The organism is Bradyrhizobium sp. USDA 4011 (assembly GCF_054063415.1).
The window spans coordinates 2,237,506-2,257,780 of sequence record NZ_JBSSGG010000001.1 but is presented as its reverse complement, the minus strand read 5'-3'; the positions used below and the strand labels follow the sequence as shown (position 1 = coordinate 2,257,780).

Genomic DNA, 20,275 nt, shown 5'->3' with positions numbered 1-20,275 from the left:
CCGGCGCGGCCGGTTCGTCGAACCCGTCAAATTCCCAGTCTCCTGGCCTCCGGCGCGAAGGCGCCGGACGATGCGCCGTTGGCGTGTCGGAATGCGCCGGAAAAATCTCTCGGCTTCTAATCCGTCTAGGAATTGTATACACAACCAGCCGGGTTGCGGATTATAGTACCGTCAATTGCTAACTCTTGGAAGATAATGTATACATAGAGTATCCGAATCGAACCCGAGAGGGCGACCGATGCCAAGACCTTTTCCGATGAACGCGTGGTACGCGGCCGGCTGGGACGCCGAGATCAAGCACGCGCTGTTGCCGCGAACGATCTGCGGCAGGCATGTCGTGATGTACCGGAAGGGCGACGGTGAGGTCGTGGCGCTCGAGGATGCCTGCTGGCATCGCCTCGTGCCGCTGTCCAAGGGCAGGCTCGACGGCGATACCGTGGTCTGCGGCTATCACGGCCTGAAATACAATGCGCAAGGCCGCTGCACCTTCATGCCCTCGCAGGAGACGATCAATCCGTCGGCCTGCGTCCGCGCCTATCCGGTCGTCGAGCGCCATCGCTTCATCTGGCTCTGGATGGGCGATCCCGCGCTGGCCGATCCAGCGCTGGTGCCCGACATGCACTGGAACCACGATCCGGCCTGGGCCGGCGACGGCAAGACCATTCACGTCAAATGCGACTATCGCCTCGTGGTCGACAATCTGATGGACCTGACCCACGAGACCTTCGTGCACGGCTCGAGCATCGGCAATGATGCGGTCGCCGAAGCGCCGTTCGACGTCACCCATGGCGAGAAGACCGTGACCGTCACGCGCTTGATGAGGGGCATCGAGGCGCCGCCGTTCTGGGCCAGACAGTTGCAGAAGCCGGGTCCGGTCGATCGCTGGCAGATCATCCGCTTCGAGGCGCCGTGCACCGTCAATATCGACGTCGGCGTCGCGCCGGCCGGTTCGGGCGCGCCGGAGGGCGATCGCTCGCAGGGCGTCAACGGCTATGTGCTCAACACCATCACGCCGGAGACCGAGAAGACCTGTCATTACTTCTGGGCCTTCGTCCGCAATCACCGCATCACCGAGCAGCGCCTGACCAGCGAAATCCGCGACGGCGTCGCCGGCATCTTCCATGAGGACGAGATCATCCTGGAAGCGCAACAGCGCGCGATGGACGAGAATCCGGACCGCGTATTCTACAACCTCAACATCGATGCCGGCGCGATGTGGGCGCGGCGCGTCATCGACCGCATGGTGGCGAAGGAAAATCCGCCACAGCAGTTGCAGGCGGCGGAGTAGGCCGAGCCATGGCGGAGCGCGAAGCCGATCGCTCAGTATCGCACAGCGTGCGGGCGCAGCTCGCACTGCGTGACCTGGTTCTCTCGGGCCGGCTGCGGCCGGGCGAGCGCATCTCGGAGCTGCAGGCGGTCGAGATCACCGGGGTGTCGCGCACGCCGGTGCGGATGGCGCTGGTCCGGCTGGAGGAGGAGGGCCTGCTGGAGGCGATCCCGTCCGGCGGCTTCATGGTCAAGGCATTTTCCGAGCGCGACATCCTCGATTCGATCGAGCTGCGCGGCACGCTTGAGGGGCTTGCTGCGCGCTTTGCCGCCGAGCGCGGCGTCTCGTCGCGCGATCTCGAGCCGCTGAAGGAATGCCTCAGCGAGATCGACGGCCTGGTGCGGCAGGACCCGATCTCGGTCGAAGCGTTTTCGTCCTATGTCGCGCTCAACGCGCGCTTCCACGCACAGCTCACCGAACTGTCGCGCAGTCCGCCGCTGATCCGGCAAATCGACCGCGCCTCGGCGCTGCCGTTCGCCTCGCCGAGCGGCTTCGTGATGGCGCAATCGGCCTTGCCCGAGGCGCGCCAGATCCTGCTGATCGCGCAGGACCATCATCGCGTGGTGGTCGACGCCATCGAGAACCGCGAGGGCGCGCGTGCCGAAGCGATCATGCGCGAGCATGCCCGGCTTGCGGCACGCAATCTGCGGCTGGCGCTGCGCAATCGCACCCACCTTGATCTGCTGCCGGCGCTGGCGCTGGTCACCGCCGGCTGAACGGAGCGCGCGATGCGATTCATTGAAACCTGGACCTCCGCCACGCTGCTGGCAACGCGCGACCTCACGCCCGGCATCCGCGAATTCCTGCTGCGGCCGGACAATTTCACCGCCGCGCCCTATCCCGTCGGCAGCCACATCGATGTCGGCGTCACCATCGAAGGCCAGCCGCAGACCCGGTCGTATTCGCTGGTCGGCGAAGTCGATCCGCAAGGCTACCGGATCGCGGTGCGGCACGCAGCGGATTCCCGCGGCGGCTCGCGCTATATGTGGTCGCTTGTGCCGGGGGCGCGGCTCACCATCACGCTGCCGACCTCGCTGGTGCAGCTCGACTGGACGCGGCGGCATTTCTGCCTGATCGCGGGTGGCGTCGGCATCACGCCGATCGTCGGTGCGGCACAGGCGCTGGTCCGCCGCGATGCCGGCGTGACATTGCACTACGCGGTGCGCACGCGCGGCGACGCGGCCTATCTCGAACCACTCGAGCGCCTGCTTGGCGACCGCCTCATCGTCCATGCCGGTGACGAGGGCAGACGGCTCGATCTCGACGGCGTCTTCGCAGGCTTGCCGCGGCATACGATGACGTTGTTCTGCGGCCCGATGCGGATGCTGGACGCCGCGCGGCGCGCCTGGGAAGCGTCAGGCCGCCCGATCACCGATCTGCGTTACGAGACTTTTGGATCGAGCGGACTGCTGCCGACCGAGGCGTTCCGCGTGCGGCTCAGGGGAGAGGGGACCGAGTTCGTGATCCCGCGCGACCGCTCGATGCTGGACGTGCTCAACGAAGCCGGCCATGAAGTGATGAGCGACTGCCGGCGCGGCGAATGCGGCGTCTGCGCGCTCGACGTGGTCGATGTCGACGGCGAAATCGACCATCGCGACGTCTTCTTCAGCGACCACCAGAAGCAGCAGAGCCGCAAGATCTGCGCGTGCGTCTCGCGCGCCCGCGGCACCATCACGGTCGACACCTTGCATCGCGCCGACGCACCGTGATATGCGCGGCGCCCGGCCGGCGCTACGCCGCGTGCACCGAATGCTGCGGATTGTGATCGAGCAGCGCGGAGATCTCGCTGCCCGACATCGGCCGGCCGATCAAATAGCCCTGCACCTCGTCGCAGCTGGTCTGGCGCAGATATTCGAGCTGATCGGCGGTCTCGACGCCTTCGGCCACGACGCCGATCTGCAGGTCCTGCGCGAGGCCGATCACCGATTTGACGATCGCGGCGCAATCCGGCTGGGTCAGCATGTCCCGGATGAAGGATTGATCGATCTTGATGCGGCTGAACGGCAGCTTGCGCAGATATGTCAGCGACGAGAAGCCGGTGCCGAAATCGTCGAGCGCGACCGTCAGGCCGAGCTCGAGCAATCCATTCAGGATCGCCGGCGCCGATCCGTATTTGGAGATCAGCATCGATTCGGTGATCTCGATCTCCAGCCGGTTCGGCGCGACATTCGCCTCGGCAAGCGCCTGGACGATGGTCTGCAGGATGCCGGCGTTCTGGAACTGGACCGCGGAGAAATTCACCGCGATCCTGATGTCGTCCGGCCAGCGCGACAGCATCGCGCAGGCGCGGCGGATCACCCACTCGCCGAGCTGGTGGATCAGTCCGCTCTCCTCGGCGATCGGAATGAAGACGCTCGGCGGGATCTGGCCGCGCGTCGGATGCTGCCAGCGCAGCAGCGCCTCGAAGCCGGTGACGCGGCCTTTGCGGATGTCGAGGAACGGCTGGTAGACGAGAAGCAGCTGGTTCGCCTCGATGGCCTGTTCGAGGTCGCGCTGCAGGGCGCGACGGTCGCGCGCCGACTGGTCGTCGCTGGCCTCGAAGAAGCAGATGGTGCCGGGGCCGGATTTCTTGGCCCGGTAGAGCGCGATGTCGACATGCTTGAGCAGATCGTGGGAGGTGTTGCCGTCCCGCGGCGCGAGCACGATGCCGATGCTGATCGCGCTGGTGATCTCGAACCCGTCGATCGGGAACGGATCGGCGAAGGCCGCCACGAACCGTTCGGCGATCGCAAGCGCGTCGTCGGGCCGCGTCAAATTGGACATGATCAGCGCGAACTCGTCGCCGCCGATTCGCGCGACATGCTCGGCCGCGCGCGTGCAGCGCTGCAAGCGGGCCGCAAGCTGCACCAGCAGCTCGTCGCCTGCCGGATGGCCGAACCTGTCGTTGATCTCCTTGAAGCGATCGAGATCGAGCAGCAGCACCGCGAATTCCTCGCCCGAGCGCTCCAGTCGGCTCAGCGCACCATTGAGCGCCTCGTTGAAGGCGACGCGGTTCGGCAGATGCGTCAAAGGATCCTGCCGCACCGTTCGTTCGGCCTCGTGCTGGGCGATGATGCGGCGCCTGAACTCGAATGCATTGACGAACACGCCGCGCAGCAGGACGAAGCCGTAGACCAGGACGAGCACGACCATCATCAGATAGACGAAGTCGCCGTCCCTGCCGAGGCAGATCGCGGTGCCGACGAAGATCGGCCCGGTGAAGGCAATGGCGGCGATCGGAATGGTGGAGAAGGCGAAGGCGCCGCCGGCCAGCATGCCGGCGCAGAGACACGTGATCACCAATTGCGCGCCGCTCGATGCGTTCGCGAAGAAGGCGACCGGGACGACGCCCCAGGCGGCGCCGAGCGCCAGCGCATTGCGCACCAGCCGGTACATGGTTCGGCGCGACACGAATTGCGGCTTGGCGATGCGGCGCGACGCGCGCACCTGCATGCCGAAGAACAGCGCCGCGCTGCTCACGGCGGCGGCCCACACCAGCGCGAAGGCCCAATCCGGCGATTGCCACAGCGCCACCGCGAGCACCAGCGCGTTGCAGGCGTTGGCCAGCATGATGCCGAACGAATAGCCGAGCACGAGCGAAATCTGCTCGGCGCGGATGTGGCCAGCAAGCGCTTCATCTGTCGGTGGTGCGCCGAAGGCCGCGAGGTCACCCGCGAACAGGGCCGCGAAATATGATTTGAGATCGATACGCATCTCACTACGTCGCCTGCATGGTCTGGCCATCGCGCGTTGCCGCAGAATTCTCTGCAAACCTTTGACAAACTATGAACTATTGGAACGGACCGTGCCACGGCGAGCGCCGCTTGGGTTTCACCGGCAGGCATTGCTAACAAATTGATACAAATGCGTGATGTGACGTCACGGAGCGGCAGAGATGGCCCAGCGCACGCTGCTTGATCGTCCGCCGGTTTTTCGCAATGGGTTGGGTTCCCGCGACCGCAAAACCGGAAGGTGCGCATGAGCTTGCCGACCACGAACCACGATCCCGGGTTTCGGATCGCGCGGGCCAGCCACGTGGTCCTGACCGTCCGTGACCTCGCGGCAAGCCGGCAGTTCTACGAAAACGTGATCGGGCTGATCCTGACCGCGGAAGAGGGCGATGCGCTTTATTTCCGCGGCGTCGAGGAGGCCTGCCATCACGGCCTTGTGTTGCGCAAGAGCGCCGGGACACGCGATGTATGTCTGTATGCGCGATCCCGACGGGCACCGCGTCGAGCTGTTCAACACGCACTACCAGATCATGGACATCGAGAACGAGCCGATCGATCTGGCGCTCGGCGGTCTATCGCTTCCACGCGCTGCTCGGGCAGCGCTGGCGCGACCGCCGCGTGCTCCTGATGGGCGATGCCGTGCACCAGACGCCGCCGTTCCTCGGGCAGGGGCTGTGCGCCGGCATCCGCGATGCCTGGCCTGGAAGCTGCGCCTGGTTCTTCGTGGCGACGCCGGCGAGGCGCTGCTCGACACTTACGAGATCGAGCGCAGGCCGCATGTCCGTGCCGTCGTCGCCAGCGCCAGACATCGATCGTGCCCGGCGACATCAGTCACTTCTTGATGTCGGCTGCGACCAGCACGCGATGACCGTTCAGCAGTTCCTGCAAGGCCTGCAGGGCAGCGACGCCGCATTGGGTGTCCTGCTCGCCGTTGCCGCCGCTCAACCCGATGCCGCCGACAACCTCGTCGTCGACGACGATCGGAAAGCCGCCGACGAACACGGCAAATTTTCCGTCAAAACTCCACTGGATGCCGAAGGCCTCGTTGCCGGGCAAGGCAGGTCCGTTCGGCGGCTGGTTGAACAGATGTGTGGAGCGCTTGTGTCCGGCCGCCGTGAACGCCTTGTTCCAGGCGATCTGCGGGCCGGTGACCCGCGCGCCATCCATCCGCTCCAACGCCAGCGGATAGCCGCCGTCGTCGGTCACGCAGACCGTCTCCGCAACGCCGATCTCGGCGGATTTGCGGATCGCGGCCGCGATCATGTGGCGGGCTTCGGCAAGTTCGAGTTTGAAAGACTGTCTCATCGCTTTGGTCCAGGATTGGAGTGAAGTCGTCGACCGCGGCTCAGGTGCCGCGGTAGACCGTCTTGATCTGGGTGTAGAATTCGAGGCCGGTGCGGCCGGACTCGCGGAAGGTCGAGGTGCTCGACCGCTTCAATCCGCCGAACGGCGCGTTGATCAAATTGCCCGTCGTGGTGCGGTTGATCTTGACCGTTCCGGACTGGATGTCATTGGCGAAATCATGCATCGCGCGCGGGTTGCGCGTCACGATCGCGGCCGACAGGCCGTACTCGCTGGCATTGGCCTTGGCGATCGCGTCAGCATAGCTGTCGACCTCGATGATCGCGATGACCGGGCCGAAGATTTCCTCGCGTGCGATCGTCATGTCCTGGGTCACATCGGTGAAAATCGCGGGTGAGACGAAGTAGCCGCCGTCATAGGCGGCACCGGTGAGCCGGTCGCCGCCATGGAGGTGCGTCGCTTCCTTCTTCCCGATCGCGACATAGCGCAGCACGGTTTCGAGCTGCCTGGCTGTTGCGAGCGGCCCCATCTCCATTCCGCCGGCGAGGCCGCTGCCGATCTTGATCGCCTTCACCTTGGCGAGCAGCCGTGCGGTGAACTCGGCTCGCACCTGCTTCATGACCAGGACGCGGCTGGTGCCGGTACAGGCCTGGCCGGCCAGCGACAGGCCGCCTTTGACAGTCAAATCGACCGCCAGATCAAGGTCGGCGTCGTCCATGACGATCAGCGGATTCTTGCCGCCGAGCTCCATCTGCGTGCGGGTCGTGAAGCTGACCGCGCGGCAAATCTGTTCACCGGCGGACGTCGACCCGGTAAAGGAAATCGCGCGAATGACCGGCGGCTCGGTGATCGCAGGCCCGATCTCGCCGGCCTTGCCGGTGATGAAGTTGAGGGCGCCGTGCGGCAGGCCCGCCGCAATCAGCGCCTCCGCCAGGCGATAGCCGCTGAGCGGCGCATCGGACGACGGCTTGAACACCACCGTGTTGCCGGTGACGAGGGCCGGCGCGATCTTGCGCGCCGGGATGGAAATCGGAAAATTCCAGGGCGTGATCACCGACACGACGCCGAGCGGCTCGCGCAATGTATAGACCGTCATGTCTGTATCGTCGTTCGGAAACACCTCGCCGGTGAGCGATTGTCCCTCCACGGCATAGAACCGCAGGGTCTGCGCCGAGCGCAGCGCCTCGTCGCGGGCGAGGCCGAGCGATTTGCCCATTTCCCGCGTCATCTCCCGCGCGATGCGATCTGCGTGCGCCTCGAGATGATCGGCGGCCCGGTTCAGGATGGCGGCGCGTTTGGAGATCGGCGTCCGCCTCCAGCCTTCGAACGCGGCGGCCGCGGCATTGACGGCTGCTTGCGCATCGGCGGCGGTCGATTCCTGGAAGCGTCCGACCAGGTCGCTGGTGTCGGCGGGATTGATGTTCACGAACAGTCGGCCGGACGCGCTTGCGATCCGCTCGCCGGCGATCAGGTTCGGAAATTCCTCGATCCCTGCGCTGCCCTCCGCGGAAGGGTGCGCGTTGCGTATCGTCGTTTCAGCTATCGTCACAGGATTCTCCTCAATGCCAGATCAGCACCGCGCAGACGGTCGACACCGCGAGCCCGGTCAATACGGGGATCATCGCCGTCCGCACGATCTGGAACACGGGGACGCGCGCGAAGCCGGCCACTGCGATCAGCGACGACCAGGCCACCAGGGTGCCGCCGCCGGTCCACACCGCGCCCATCTGGCCGATCGCGGCGAGCGTTGCGGGCTCCATTCCGACCGACGGTGCCAGCGCGCCTGACAGTGAGCCGGTCAGCGGCAAGCCGGCAAAGCCCGAGCCGTCGATGCCGGTGATCATGCCGGCGATCAGGATGCCGAAGGCGACGAAAATCTCGTTGCCGGGGATCCAGGCCTGAGCGGTCTGGATCAGTTCGAACAGGAGGCTCGGCGCCTGGGCCGCGGGCACCCCGAGGATCGGCGCAGACAGGCCCGGCTCGGCGCCGAGAAAGAAGAATCCCGCGATCGGCAGCACGGAGCCCATCGCCTTGAACGCGAAGACGAAGCCTTCGGTGACGTGGTCGGCGCTGGTGTCGAGGAATTTGCGCAGGTCATCGGTGATGAAGGATGCGCAGATCATCAGGATCGCGGCGACGCCGCCGACCAGTGCGGCAGCGTCGCCGCCCTTGAGGTCGTGGCCGATGCCAAGCTTGGCCAGCACCATCACCGCGATGACGCAGAGAAAGGCGAGCGGGGTCGCAACCGCAAAGAATTTCGACCAGCCTTCGCGGCGCGTCGGCACCCCGGCGAGTTCCTTGTCGATCTGCGCCTGGGTCGCGAGCGGCCGCTGGCCGTCGGCGGTGCCGCGGGCGATCTCCGCCTTGTCGAAGCTGCCTTCCTGCTCCAGCCGTGCCAATTCGCCGTTGCTGGACTGCGCCTGCCAGCGCTCCAGCAGCCGCTCGTCGGCCTTGGTGATCGACTTGCGGATCGAAAGATAGGCGAGCGTCAACGCGATGCCGCCCGTGATGAGGGACAGCACCAGCGCGCGGTCCGCGACGGTGGCGGCGCTGACCGCGGCGCCGGCCGCCTTGGCACTGATCCCCGGCGCGACGCCGATCACGTAGTCCGACGACAGCGCCATGCCTTGTCCGGCGATCGCGATTGCAATGGCACCGCCGAGCGGCGACAGGCCGGCCGCAATCGCCGCGGGCAGCAGCACCGCGGAGACCAGCGGCACTGCCGGCGTCGGCCAGAAGAACAGCGAGATCACATAGGTGATGGCGGCAAGCACGAAGTAGGCGGTGTGTCCGCTCTTCATAATGGCGCGGAACGGCTCGACCATGCGAATGTCCGAGCGCAGCACCTTGAGTGCGTTCAGCAGCGCCGTCATCAACGCGATCACCAGGAAGATGTTGAACAGCTCCTTGGCGGCGGTGAAGCTCGCGTTGAAGACGCTGGCAAGCGCCGCGACCGGGCTGTGCGTCCAGGCAAGCGCGACCAGGAGTGTCGCGATCACCGACGGCACCACGACGTTGGCGCGCCAGATCATGGTGAGAACGATGACGGCGACGCCGAGCAAATAGACCCAGTGCGCGGCAACGATCGGAGCGTGCTGCATGGTTGTTGCTTCCCCTCTAATGTCGCGAATAATGTATACTGTATTCCGCTATGGCAAGCGCAAATTGCGGGCTGGCGATCCGTGCGTCGTAGAAGGATGGGAACATCTTCGACCGCATATTTGTGCACAGAAAGCACAAATTATCGGCGGTTCAATGCGGTTGGCGTCGGGTGGGATGGAGGGCGGGGAACCCGGCCCTCGGTGTTGACAGGCGCAAAAATAGTATACAGTATACCGAAATAGCCAACCAAAATCGGACCGATGGTCCGTGGCCGGACGGCCATTTCTTCACGGCACAGGAGCGCCACGATGCAAAAGCTGATGGATCACGTGGAATTTCGAGCGGCCCTCGAAAATGCCATCAAGGGAAAGAGCGCCAACAAGGCTCCGTTCAGCGTCGCCTGGGCGAGCGGCAAGCTCAGCCGCGCGCATCTCGCGCGCTGGGCCGAGAACCACTACCACTATGTCGGTCCGTTCGCCGACTACCTCGGCTACATCTATGCGCGGATGCCGGAGCAGTACCAGGAAGCCAAGGACTTCCTGCTCGCCAATATGTATGAGGAGGAGATCGGGGGCGACCGTCACACCGATCTGCTGATCCGCTTCGCGGAGGCCTGCGGCACGACCGCGGCGCGCATCAAGAACCCCGACAACATGACGCCGACGACGCGCGGGCTGCAGAGCTGGTGTTATGCGGTCGCGATGCGCGAGGATCCGATCGTCGCTGTGGCCGGCCTCGTGGTCGGTCTGGAGTCGCAGGTGCCCTCGATCTATCGCAAGCAGACGCCGACCCTGCGCGAGAAGTACAAGTTCACCGACGAGGAAGTCGAGTTCTTCGACCTTCACATCGTGTCGGACGAGATTCACGGCGAGCGTGGCTACCAGATCGTGCTCGAGCACGCCAATACGGTCGAGCTGCAGCAGCGCTGTCTCAAGATCTGCGAGATCGGCGCACAGATGCGGCTGCTCTACACGACCGCGCTGTACCATGACTATGTCGCAAGCGACATTCCGCTGGCGGAGCTCGATCTTGCCAGCGGCGCCTCCGCTGAGGAACGCGTGCTGTTACAGGCCTGAGCGCGGGGAGCAGCGGCGCGATGCCCAACGTCATCTTTCACCGCAATGGCGAGACCTTTGTCGGCGAGGTCAAGGAGAACACCAATCTCGTCGTCCGCGCCGGCATCCGCCAGTTTCCCTACCCCAACTTCCTTTATGGCTGCGGGATGGGGAAGTGCGGGAAGTGCGCGTCGCTGATCATCAAGGGGGGCGAGCACTTGCCGGAGCCGAACTGGAAGGAAAAGAAGCGCCTCGGTGCCAGGATCGAGCAGGGTTATCGCCTCGCCTGCCAGCTCTGGCTCACGCATGACGTTGAACTGTCGCAGGAGGCAGCCCCGCTGGTCGACGTCGTCGCGCCGGCCGGCGCCGCGGTTGGGAGGACATGACCGATGTATGTGATACTGACGAGCAAGCCGGGGCAGTTTCGCACCGAGATCGCTGACGGCCTGCGGCCGCTCGCGGCTTATGACTACCTGTTCTACGGGATCAGGAAGGCGACGTTCGTGATTGCCGAGCTGGTCGAGGAGACCAAGGTCCGGGTGATCGACGAGGCCTGGTCGCCGCCGATCGTGAACGAGGTGCGCCTCGAAATTCCTCGAAAAGTTCGAGACGCCCGAGCGGGCGCTGCACGAACTCGAGCACCTCATCACATTCGGGCACATGGACACCAAGCTGCGCAAGCGTTGAGCGGATGGCGGGATGATCGAAGTCACGTTTCTGACCAATGGCGGGAAAACCGTCACCGCGGCGGAGAACAGCAATCTGCTGCGCGTCTCGCTGCGCGAGCAGGGCGGCATTCCGTTCAAGTGCGGTGGCGGCCTGTGTGGAACCTGCAAATGCCTGATCGAGAAAGGCATCGAGAACACCGATGCGATCAAGCCGAAGGAACGAAAGCACCTCACCGACGCGCAGTTCGCCGCCGGCTATCGGATGGCGTGCCAGACCTTTCTCACCGGCAGCGTGAGCGTGTCGTGGGTGCCGAAAGCCGCAGTGCCGCCGGCTCGACCTGTAGCTGTTGACGGCGAATGAGCGCGGCTTGATGGCATGCAGCCGGCGGTCTAAATACGCAACAGCGGTCATTCGGCCAGGACTCTGGCAGCTCGTTGGACCTCCGGTGTCCATGCATTGAGCGAAGCGCGGCCGGACAGGTCGGTTCATGGCAGGCAAGCTCGGAAGCTCCAAACGTCTCGGCGACGACTACCTCTCCCTCCACGGCAGGGTGATCGAGGAGCTACGGCAGGCGATCCTGAGCCGGCGGCTGAAGCCCGGCGAGCGGCTGGTCGAGGGCCGGCTCGCCGATGAACTCGGTGTTTCCCGCAATCCCGTGCGCGAGGCGATCCGCGTGCTGGAGTCGGAGGGGCTCGTCGAGGTGACCGCGCGGCGCGGTGCCTCCGTCATCACGATGAGCGACGAGGAAGCGCGCGAGACCGTCGAAGTCCGCGCGCTGCTCGAGGGACAAAACGCGCGCCTGGCTGCGCGGCGCCGCGAAGAGAGCATCATCAAGCGGATCGCGGCGGTGTTGAAGCAGGGCAACGAGGCGGTCACGGGACGGCGCTACGACCTGTTGTCGGATCTCAACCAGCAATTCCATCATGAACTGGCGGAGGCCGGCCGCAACCGCGTGCTCGCCGATCTGCTGAAGCGGCTGCGCGAACGCACGGCGATGCTGTTCTCACCCACCGATCCGGTGCGCCAGGCGCGGACCTGGGATGAGCACGCCGCGATCCTGCGCGCCATCATCGCCGGCGACGAGCGCGCCGCCGCGACGCTTGCCGCCGAGCACGTGATGCGCGCCGGTGCGGATTTTCTCTCGAGCCTCCATGTGCCCGATGAGGAGACCTCGCTGGAGGCGGCGTCGGCGAAATACGGCCTGCCGTCCGGCTCCCGCACGGATCAAACGACGGCCAAGCCGCCGCGCCGGAACCAGCAGCGCGCCGGTACGCGACGGCGCAAAGCGGAGAGCTGAACGCGCCCGTCGCGTTGATGGCTTACGGCCCGCCGATCCCGCGGTGAAAGGTCCGGTGGTACCGCTCCGGATCGCCAGCTAACTTTCTTGACCGTATCTGCCACGCTCGCTACGTCTCTTCCCAATGCTGGGCAGGGGAGCAACCCTGCCGGCCGCGCCGCATGGCCGGGGGAAACCAATGAACAACAACAAGGATGGCGCGTCGCCGAACGACGTCACCGAATTTGATTACGTCATCGTCGGCGCCGGCTCGGCCGGCTGCGTGCTCGCCAACCGCCTGAGCGCCGACGGCAAGCATTCGGTGCTGCTGCTCGAGGCCGGCCCGAAGGACACCAACATCTGGATCCATGTCCCGCTCGGCTACGGCAAGCTGTTCAAGGAAAAATCCGTCAACTGGATGTACCAGACCGAGCCTGAGCCCGGCCTGAACGGGCGGCAGGTGTTCCAGCCGCGCGGCAAGGTGCTCGGCGGCTCCAGCTCGATCAACGGCCTGCTCTATGTGCGCGGCCAACACGAGGATTATGATCGCTGGCGGCAGCGCGGCAATGCCGGCTGGGGCTATGACGACGTGTTGCCCTATTTCAGGAAGGCGGAGGATCAGCAGCGCGGCGGCGACAAATATCACGGCGCGGGCGGCCCGCTGCCGGTGTCGGACTGGCGGCACCACGATCCGCTGTCGGAAGCTTTCGTGCATGCCGCGGCCGAGGTCGGCATCCCGACCAATCCGGATTTCAACGGCGCGACCCAGGAAGGCGCGGGCTTCTTCCAGACCACGACGCGGCGCGGCCGGCGCGCCAGCACGGCGCGGTCCTATCTGCGGCCGGCGCTGACGCGCGGCAATCTGCATGTCGAGACGTCGGCGCTGGCGCAGCGCGTCCTGTTCGATGGCAAGCGCGCGAGCGGCGTCGCGTACAAGCAGAACGGGCAGTTGCGCACGGCCAAGGCGCGCAAGGAGGTGCTGGTGTCGAGCGGCGCGTACAACTCGCCGCAATTGCTGCAGCTCTCCGGCGTCGGCCCCGCCGATCTGCTGCGGCAGCATGGCATCGAGGTTCTGCTCGATGCGCCCGGCGTCGGTAACGACCTGCAGGATCACATGCAGGTGCGCATCGTCACGCGCTGCGCCCAGAGCGTCACGCTGAACGACGTCATCAACAATCCGGTGCGCCGCGTCATGGCCGGCCTGCGCTACGCGGCGTTGCGCAAGGGGCCGTTGACCATTGCGGCCGGCACGTCGGGGGCATTCTTCAAGACCAGTCCGCGGCTGGCATCGCCTGACATCCAGATCCACTTCCTGCCGTTCTCCACCGACAAGATGGGCGAGAAGCTGCATCCGTTCTCGGGCTTCACGGCTTCGGTCTGCCAGCTGCGCCCGGAGAGCCGCGGCTCGCTGAAGATCCGGAGCGCGGACCCGAGCGTGCCGCCGGAAATCCGCATCAACTATCTGGCGACCGAGACCGATCGCCGCGCCTTCATCGACGGCATCCGCATCCTGCGCAAGATCCTGGCCGCGCCGGCGCTCAAGTCATACTCGGTCGGGGAAGTCGATCCCGGCGCCAAGGTGGTGAGCGACGACGATTTGCTCGATTTCTGCCGCCGCACCGGCAGCACGGTCTATCATCCGACCTCGACCTGCCGGATGGGCAACGATGCGCTCGCGGTCGTCGACCAGCGGCTCAAGGTGCGCGGTGTCGAGGGCCTGCGCGTGGTCGATGCGTCCGTGATGCCGGACCTGATGTCGGGCAATACCAACGCGCCGACGATCATGATCGCGGAGAAGGCCTCGGACATGATTTTGGAGGATGCAAGGTAACATCTCGACCCGTCATCCTGAGGAGCCGCGAAGCGGCGTCTCGAAGGATGCACGGCCCCGCTTTATTCGTGCGGAGAAAGCGGGGCCGTCGACCCTTCGAGAGGCGCGCAAGGCGCGCTCCTCAGAGCGTGTGAATTTTTCCTGTTTTAGACTGCCGATGTAGCCGGTTCGGTCGGGATGTGATTCTCTGCACGGAGCGAGTTGCGGGGGATGGAAGATGGCCGGGGACAAGCTGTTCGGAGAACTGCCTGAGCGGTCGAAGCCGCAAACTGATGGGGCGCCGTTGGGCTCGCCGCGGCTGCGCGAACCGAAGCGCGATCAAGTTGAGCTGCGAGCGGTCGATATCGAGAGCCTCATTGGGGAGGGTCATCCGGCGCGGGTGATCTGGTCCTATGTCGAAGGTCTCGACCTGAGCGAGCTTGAGGATCGGATCAAGGCCCGGGGCCACAGGCCTGGTCATCCGGCGACCTCGCCGCGACTTTTGTTGGCGCTGTGGCTCTATGCGACCAGCGAGGGGGTGGGGAGTGCCCGGGCTCTGGAGCGGCTGTGCGAGAGCCACGATGTCTATCGCTGGCTGTGCGGCGGGGTGTCGGTGAATTATCACTCGCTGGCGGACTTCCGGGTCGGATATGCCGATTTGCTCGACCGGCTGCTGGCAGAACATCTGGCGGCGCTGGCCGAAGTCGGCTTAGTCGATCTCGACACGCTGGCGCAGGATGGCGTGCGGATTCGGGCGAGCGCCGGAGCAGCCTCGTTCCGGCGCCAGGCAACCCTCGACCGGCATCTGGGGGTGGCGCAGGGGGTCGTGGAGGAACTCAAGCGAGAGGTCGATGCGCGCTCCGACGCGAGCAACCAGCGCATCAAGGCGGCCAAGGAGCGCGCAGCACGTGAGCGCGCGCAGCGGCTGAAGGCGGCACAGGCAGCGCTTGAGGAGATCAAGCGCCAGCGTCAAGCGCGCGCGGAAGAGCGCAACAACGGCAAGACGCCCAAGGAGCCGCGCGCCTCCACCACGGACCCACAGGCGCGCGTCATGAAGATGGCCGATGGCGGCTTCCGCCCGGGGTACAATTTGCAAGTGGCAAGCGTGGCCGGAGAGCAGATCGTCGTCGGGTTCGAGATCACCAATGCCGGCTCAGACCGCGGCCTCATGCGGCCGATGCTCGAGCGGACGCGCGTGCGGATTGGTCGTCTTCCGGGGCGCCATCTCGTCGACGGCGGCTTTAGCAGCGCCCACGACATCGAATGGGCGCACAGCCAGGGAGTTGAGGTCTTCTGTCCACCGACACAATCCAAGCACGGCACCGATCCCTCCCTGCCGCGGCGCGGGGATGGCCCGGGTGTCCTGGCTTGGCGGGCTCGGATGGCTAGCGAGGCCGGCAAGGCTCAGTACAAGCTTCGCTCGATCTGCGAATGCATCCATGCCCGCTGGCGAAACTGGAACCTGCGGCAACTGACCGTGCGCGGCATCGAAAAGGTCCGCGCTGTCGTGCTCTGGTACGCACTCGCCAACAACATCCTGCAAGGCCATCAAATCTGAAGCTTCGGCTATCCCGCCAACACACCAGAAATTGGCGAAACAAAAAGATTCACAAGCTGTCAGGGTGACGGTGATGGAGTGGGCTACAGGGCGTTAGCCGTTATACGCGCGCACCCGTGCGACCATCTGCTCGACATGGGCGATCGGTGTCTCCGGCAGGATGCCGTGGCCGAGATTGAAGATCAGCCGGCCGCTGCCGAAATTCTCCAGCACATCGTCCACCGCGCGGTCGAGCGCGGCGCCGCCGGCAATCAGGGCCAGCGGATCGAGATTGCCCTGCACGGCGACGCGGCTCTGCACGCGCTCGCGGATCATCGACGGCTCGGCGGCCCAGTCGATCGAGACGGCATCGACGCCGGTTTGCTCGACATAGGCCGGCAGCATGCCCGCCGCGCCGCGCGGAAAGCCGATGATCCGGGCACCGGGGACCTGCTTGCGCACCCCGGCAACGATGCGCCTGGTCGGCTCGATCGACCAGCGGGCGAACTCGCGTGGCGGCAGCACGCCGGCCCAGGTGTCGAAGATCTGCAGGCAGTCAGCGCCGGCCTTGAGCTGCCCGACGAGGTAGTGGATCGAGTTCTCCACCAGGACGTCGATGATCTTGGCGAGGGCGTCCGGATGGCGATAGGCGAGCATCCGCGCCGGCGCCTGGTCCGGCGTGCCCTGTCCGGCCACCATGTAGGTCGCAACCGTCCATGGCGCGCCGCAGAAGCCGATCAGCGTAATGTTCGGCGCAAGCTCGCGCCGGACGCGGCGCAGCGCTTCAAAGACCGGCTCGAGCTTGTCGAAATTGGCCTCGGTAGCCAGCGTCGCGATCTCGCCGGGCGTGGCCAGCGGATCGAGCCGCGGCCCTTCGCCGGCCTCGAAGCGCACCGAACGGCCGAGCGCGTAGGGGATCACCAGGATGTCGGAGAAGATGATCGCGGCGTCGAAGTTGAACCTGCGGATCGGCTGCAGCGTGATCTCGGTTGCGAATTCGGGCGTGAAGCAGAGATCGAGGAAGCCGCCGGCCTTGGCGCGCAGCTCGCGGTATTCCGGCAGATAGCGGCCGGCCTGCCGCATCATCCAGAGCGGCGGCACGGCCTGCCGGTGGCCCGACAGGAGGTCGATGAGCGGCTTTGTGGTGGGATCCTGGGGCACACGAAAGTTCCTGATCAAGGTCAAAATTTGGCCCGTGATACACGCTGAGGCGCAATGGGCCAAGGCGGTTCTGGAACCCTGGTTTGTGCAGGGGCGTTGTCCCCCCGGAATGGAGGGACGACATGGCCGAGAAATTCGATCCTGCCGCGCACGACAAACACGCCGAGAAGCCTCACGAGGCACGGGCTGCCGACCGCAAGGCACGCTCCCGGTTGAAGGAGGGACTGGAGGATACCTTCCCGGCCTCCGATCCGGTCAGTGCCACGCAGCCCGCGCCGTCGAAGCACGACGGCGATCGGGACAATTAGCTGGAATATCCCGGCGATCGCTAACCACGATGCGAAATGAGTTCAGCCGTGCGAGGAACGGCTTACCGCGGCGCGGTGGTTCGAAGGGCACCGCGCCCGTGGCGTGGAGCGCAATCGTCGCGGCAGGAATCGCCGCGATACCGTGGCTGACGCTGCATGCGTGACACGTTCGCCGGCGGCCTCGATGCGCGAGACCGCCCGCCTATCGTGATGCTCTGGACCGGCTAGACCGGACCGCCTTCGGGGCGCTGCACCCGGTCAAATTCGAAGGTCACGCCGAGCCGGCGCTCCAGGCGCCAGGCCAGAATGCAGTGCCGCCGGATCGGTTCGCTCTCGATCTTGAGATCGAAGGCGAACGGAATTGCGACATCGCTTTGCGCGGCCAGCCCTGCGCCGCCGGTCGAGATGTTGAGCACAAGACATCCGATGCTGGTGTTGCGGAACAGGATCGTTCCGCGCTTCATCAGGACGGTTCGCTGGCTGTCGATCTTGTACCTTTTTATTGTTGTACTCACGCCAGTCTCCTACCCCGATGTGACGCCCGCTCGCGATCGTTTCCCCGGAGAACCCCCTAGTTCACCAGCACCGCGCCGTCGCAGCGAATGCCGAGCACCCAGACGTCGACTTGGCCGAGCCCGACGCCGAGCGCCGAGAGCAGGGATGCCAGCACCTGATCGATCGAACTCGTCACGGCGTTGAGGATGCTCATGACCAGCGCGCCCAAGCCCGGGATCGGAAGCCCGAGCGGGCCGACATTGATGGTGAGCGAGAGGTCGCCCAGCAGACTTGATGTGAGCGAGGTGAGGAAGTTGGTGGTCGTCACCGTCTTCTTCGTCCCCGACTGGATGTCGCTGTAGCTGAAATTGACGTTGGTCGGCGTGGTGTTGCCCATGCCGACATGGGCGAGGCCGGTGACGGTGATGAGGCCAAGATTGACCAGCAGCGCCGGCGGCGCATTGGGCTTGGTCGTGAAGTTGGTCATGTCGGCAACCGTGACGTTGCCGATCCAGGCGTCGACGATCCCCGGCGTCACGCCGATCGTGACCTGCGAGGTGTTGATGTTCGGATGGCCGCAGGACACCGCGTTGAGCGTCGCGGTGCCGGAGGCGACCTCGACATAGACCGGGAGGTTGATCGCGGAAACGCTGCCGGAGCCGAGCACATTGATGGTCGCCAGGATCCTGGTCTGCGCGGTGTGGACGCTCACGCCCTGGGTGCCCATCGCGATCCAGCTCGAGCCGACCGGGCGCTCGCCGACCGTCGCGATCACGGACACGTTGGCGATGCCGGGCAGCCCGAGATTGACCGAGGTTGCGATCTGATGGCTGCCGTTGGCGATCTGCGCCACCGTGTTGACGAGGTCGAAGACCGAAACGCTGGCGCCGACCTTCGGTTTCTGGCCCACCGTCAGGTTGGCGAAGGGACCGAGATCGATCAAGGTGCCCGGCGAGATCTTGGTTGAGGAGCCGGTGACGGCCTGGGAGATCGTCGACAGAGCGGTCGTCGCCGCGCCCGCGCCGTTGGTGATCTGCTGTGTGGTCAGCGCGGCCGCCATGATATCGCCGACCTTGAAATTGCTGCTCAGGAGGTCGCTATATGTGACGCCGGTGAGGTTGACCCGGGTTGCCAGCGCCGACAGGAAGTCCAGGGCGTCGATCTTGGCGCTGATCAGCGAATTGTAGTCCATCACCGAGAGCGACAGCGTGGTGCCGAGCATCGAGCCGAGCAGCGCGTTGAGCACGCCGCCATTGACCGACAGCAGCCGCGAGCCGATCTCGAACGAGGCCATTTCGGTCGATGTCGCGGTGGCGGTCGTCGTGATGTTGAAGCTGCTCGCGCCGGTCAGATAGCGCGCGAAGTAGAGCGGGGTCTTGGTCGTCAACGTGACGCGCGCGGCGTTCGGAATGCCGACCGCCGGGCTCACGAAACGGGCCTGCGGCGCGACGGCGCTGTTTGCGGTGTAGGTCCCGGTCTCGACCTTGACCAGCGCGCTGGCCGGATAGTTGTTCTGCGTCACCGTCGCGGAGGCGGCGTTGACCGGATTGCTCAAATTGGCGGCAGCGACGATTGCGGCAAGGTCGGCGGTGCTCTGGGTCTTGCGCCGGTCGGCGAAGATCGTGCCGAGATCGATGGCAAGCCCGGCGCACCCGATCAGGAGCGTCATCAGGCCGGCCGAGATCATCGCGAAGTTTCCTCGTTCGTCGGCGCCGAAACGCCGCATCAGCATGAGGATGCCGCTCATGCTAGAATCCCCCGTACTGGATCGCCGCGGAGCGGACGATGGTGCTCGCCGGAGCGGGAACGAAGGGCAGCTTGTAGATGAAGTTGCCGGCCGCGTTGTAGTTGACCGTCACGACGTAAACGTTGGCGTTCGAAGGCGACGGTGCGGCATTGACGGTGAGATTGCTGGCTACGAGCAGCGGATAGGTCGATGCGTTGGCGGTGACGTAGCTCGTTGCGAGGCTGTTGCGTTCTGTGTCGGTCATTCCGGCAATCGACGAGCGCGCCGCCTCGGCGGCGAGTTGCTGGACGCCATGCACCATCGCGAGATACGAACCGAATACAATGATGCCGAAAATAAAGGCAAGAAACAGCGGCAGCATCAGCGCAAATTCGACAGCAGAAGCGCCGCTTCGACAACGAAAGAACCTGGTCATGGCACACCTCGAAACGCAATCCAGGGCGCCACGTTGCGAGGCTTTGATTAAGGAAAACTATGAAAACGCTTCCGCGAATCAGTGACGTCAATTCAGACAAATGGCGGCGTTCAAATTTATTGGGTGGACGACACGTTATGGGGCGATCAGAATTTTTGATGCCGTGTCCGCAGAAATCCGAGGTCCGATGGTGTCGAGGTGTTGCTTGCGCGTGCAGATGCAGTCGTCCGACACCGTAGCACTACGGGGCAATGCACGTAACAATACATAAGGCCTGCAATTACGATAGCATCGCAGCAAATTGAAACTAAACGAAAGTGCAACCAAATGTTAGTATAGCTTAATCACATACTATGGAGAT

Annotated in this window: 19 protein-coding genes and 1 pseudogene; 12 read left to right on the top strand and 8 right to left on the bottom strand. The window is 65.1% G+C overall.

Features of this window, described 5'->3' with window-relative positions; all coding sequences use genetic code 11:
• The first annotated feature begins 238 nt into the window (after positions 1–238).
• Genes ACVW1C_RS10485 through ACVW1C_RS10475 form a run of 3 tightly spaced genes read left to right on the top strand, consistent with a single transcriptional unit; the run spans position 239 to position 3,036 of the window.
• Positions 239–1,288 carry an aromatic ring-hydroxylating dioxygenase subunit alpha gene (locus ACVW1C_RS10485; RefSeq protein ID WP_456758354.1) on the top strand — a complete coding sequence of 350 codons (1,050 nt, stop codon included), beginning with the start codon at positions 239–241 and terminating at the stop codon, positions 1,286–1,288.
• A gap of 8 nt (positions 1,289–1,296) precedes the next feature.
• Positions 1,297–2,043, top strand: coding sequence for a GntR family transcriptional regulator (locus ACVW1C_RS10480; RefSeq protein WP_456758353.1), 747 nt, complete (start codon positions 1,297–1,299; stop codon positions 2,041–2,043).
• 12 nt (positions 2,044–2,055) lie between these two features.
• Positions 2,056–3,036: a PDR/VanB family oxidoreductase gene (locus tag ACVW1C_RS10475; protein ID WP_456758352.1), complete on the top strand. Its 981-nt coding sequence runs from the start codon at positions 2,056–2,058 to the stop codon at positions 3,034–3,036.
• Between the two features lie 22 nt (positions 3,037–3,058).
• Here the strand turns inward: ACVW1C_RS10475 and ACVW1C_RS10470 are convergent, their stop codons facing one another.
• Positions 3,059–5,020: a putative bifunctional diguanylate cyclase/phosphodiesterase gene (locus ACVW1C_RS10470; RefSeq protein WP_456758351.1), complete on the bottom strand. Its 1,962-nt coding sequence runs from the start codon at positions 5,018–5,020 to the stop codon at positions 3,059–3,061.
• Positions 5,021–5,284: 264 nt separating this feature from the next.
• Between ACVW1C_RS10470 and ACVW1C_RS10465 the strand changes: the two genes are divergently transcribed.
• Positions 5,285–5,665 carry a VOC family protein gene (locus ACVW1C_RS10465; protein WP_456758350.1) on the top strand — a complete coding sequence of 127 codons (381 nt, stop codon included), beginning with the start codon at positions 5,285–5,287 and terminating at the stop codon, positions 5,663–5,665.
• A pseudogene (locus ACVW1C_RS10460) lies at positions 5,656–5,879 on the top strand (FAD-dependent monooxygenase). Before ACVW1C_RS10465 ends, ACVW1C_RS10460 begins: the two are co-directional and overlap by 10 nt.
• On the opposite strand, the gene ACVW1C_RS10455 reads toward ACVW1C_RS10460, so the two are convergent.
• From ACVW1C_RS10455 to ACVW1C_RS10445, 3 genes are read right to left on the bottom strand one after another with little or no spacing between them, the layout of a single operon-like run.
• Positions 5,869–6,342, bottom strand: a complete 474-nt coding sequence (locus ACVW1C_RS10455) for a GlcG/HbpS family heme-binding protein (protein WP_456758349.1) — start codon at positions 6,340–6,342, stop codon at positions 5,869–5,871. The pseudogene ACVW1C_RS10460 and the gene ACVW1C_RS10455 sit on opposite strands and share 11 nt — an antisense overlap.
• A gap of 40 nt (positions 6,343–6,382) precedes the next feature.
• Entirely contained in the window at positions 6,383–7,888 is a 1,506-nt protein-coding gene (locus ACVW1C_RS10450) for an aldehyde dehydrogenase family protein (protein WP_456758348.1), read from the bottom strand.
• Between the two features lie 10 nt (positions 7,889–7,898).
• A complete protein-coding gene (locus ACVW1C_RS10445) occupies positions 7,899–9,440 on the bottom strand; it encodes a hypothetical protein (RefSeq protein ID WP_456758347.1) in 1,542 nt (513 codons plus the stop codon).
• A 309-nt stretch (positions 9,441–9,749) separates the two neighbouring features.
• On the opposite strand from ACVW1C_RS10445, the gene ACVW1C_RS10440 reads away from it, so the two are divergent.
• The 6 genes from ACVW1C_RS10440 to ACVW1C_RS10415 all read left to right on the top strand — a co-directional run bounded on the left by ACVW1C_RS10440 (position 9,750) and on the right by ACVW1C_RS10415 (position 15,809).
• A complete protein-coding gene (locus tag ACVW1C_RS10440) occupies positions 9,750–10,517 on the top strand; it encodes a TenA family transcriptional regulator (RefSeq protein WP_456758346.1) in 768 nt (255 codons plus the stop codon).
• A gap of 20 nt (positions 10,518–10,537) precedes the next feature.
• Positions 10,538–10,882, top strand: coding sequence for a 2Fe-2S iron-sulfur cluster-binding protein (locus ACVW1C_RS10435; RefSeq protein WP_092124472.1), 345 nt, complete (start codon positions 10,538–10,540; stop codon positions 10,880–10,882).
• Positions 10,883–11,195: 313 nt separating this feature from the next.
• Positions 11,196–11,525, top strand: coding sequence for a 2Fe-2S iron-sulfur cluster-binding protein (locus ACVW1C_RS10430; RefSeq protein ID WP_229166071.1), 330 nt, complete (start codon positions 11,196–11,198; stop codon positions 11,523–11,525).
• A gap of 127 nt (positions 11,526–11,652) precedes the next feature.
• A complete protein-coding gene (locus ACVW1C_RS10425) occupies positions 11,653–12,462 on the top strand; it encodes a GntR family transcriptional regulator (protein WP_456758345.1) in 810 nt (269 codons plus the stop codon).
• A gap of 178 nt (positions 12,463–12,640) precedes the next feature.
• Positions 12,641–14,272 carry a GMC family oxidoreductase gene (locus ACVW1C_RS10420; protein WP_456758344.1) on the top strand — a complete coding sequence of 544 codons (1,632 nt, stop codon included), beginning with the start codon at positions 12,641–12,643 and terminating at the stop codon, positions 14,270–14,272.
• 217 nt (positions 14,273–14,489) lie between these two features.
• The gene (locus tag ACVW1C_RS10415) at positions 14,490–15,809 is read left to right on the top strand and encodes an IS1182 family transposase (RefSeq protein WP_456756648.1); all 1,320 of its coding nucleotides are present in this window, start codon (positions 14,490–14,492) and stop codon (positions 15,807–15,809) included.
• A 93-nt stretch (positions 15,810–15,902) separates the two neighbouring features.
• On the opposite strand, the gene hemE is transcribed toward ACVW1C_RS10415, so the two are convergent.
• On the bottom strand, positions 15,903–16,949 hold the full coding sequence (hemE, locus tag ACVW1C_RS10410; RefSeq protein ID WP_456758343.1) for a uroporphyrinogen decarboxylase: 1,047 nt from the start codon (positions 16,947–16,949) through the stop codon (positions 15,903–15,905).
• Positions 16,950–17,071: 122 nt separating this feature from the next.
• On the opposite strand from hemE, the gene ACVW1C_RS10405 reads away from it, so the two are divergent.
• Positions 17,072–17,257 carry a hypothetical protein gene (locus tag ACVW1C_RS10405; RefSeq protein ID WP_456758342.1) on the top strand — a complete coding sequence of 62 codons (186 nt, stop codon included), beginning with the start codon at positions 17,072–17,074 and terminating at the stop codon, positions 17,255–17,257.
• 224 nt (positions 17,258–17,481) lie between these two features.
• Here ACVW1C_RS10405 and ACVW1C_RS10400 read toward each other — a convergent pair whose 3' ends face one another.
• The 3 genes from ACVW1C_RS10400 to ACVW1C_RS10390 are packed head-to-tail and all read right to left on the bottom strand — an operon-like array spanning position 17,482 to position 19,914.
• Positions 17,482–17,772, bottom strand: coding sequence for a PilZ domain-containing protein (locus ACVW1C_RS10400; RefSeq protein ID WP_456758341.1), 291 nt, complete (start codon positions 17,770–17,772; stop codon positions 17,482–17,484).
• Between the two features lie 56 nt (positions 17,773–17,828).
• Complete coding sequence (locus ACVW1C_RS10395; RefSeq protein WP_456758340.1) at positions 17,829–19,499, bottom strand: pilus assembly protein TadG-related protein; 1,671 nt, start codon at positions 19,497–19,499, stop codon at positions 17,829–17,831.
• Position 19,500: 1 nt separating this feature from the next.
• Positions 19,501–19,914 carry a TadE/TadG family type IV pilus assembly protein gene (locus tag ACVW1C_RS10390; RefSeq protein ID WP_456758339.1) on the bottom strand — a complete coding sequence of 138 codons (414 nt, stop codon included), beginning with the start codon at positions 19,912–19,914 and terminating at the stop codon, positions 19,501–19,503.
• Between the last annotated feature and the right edge of the window lie 361 nt (positions 19,915–20,275).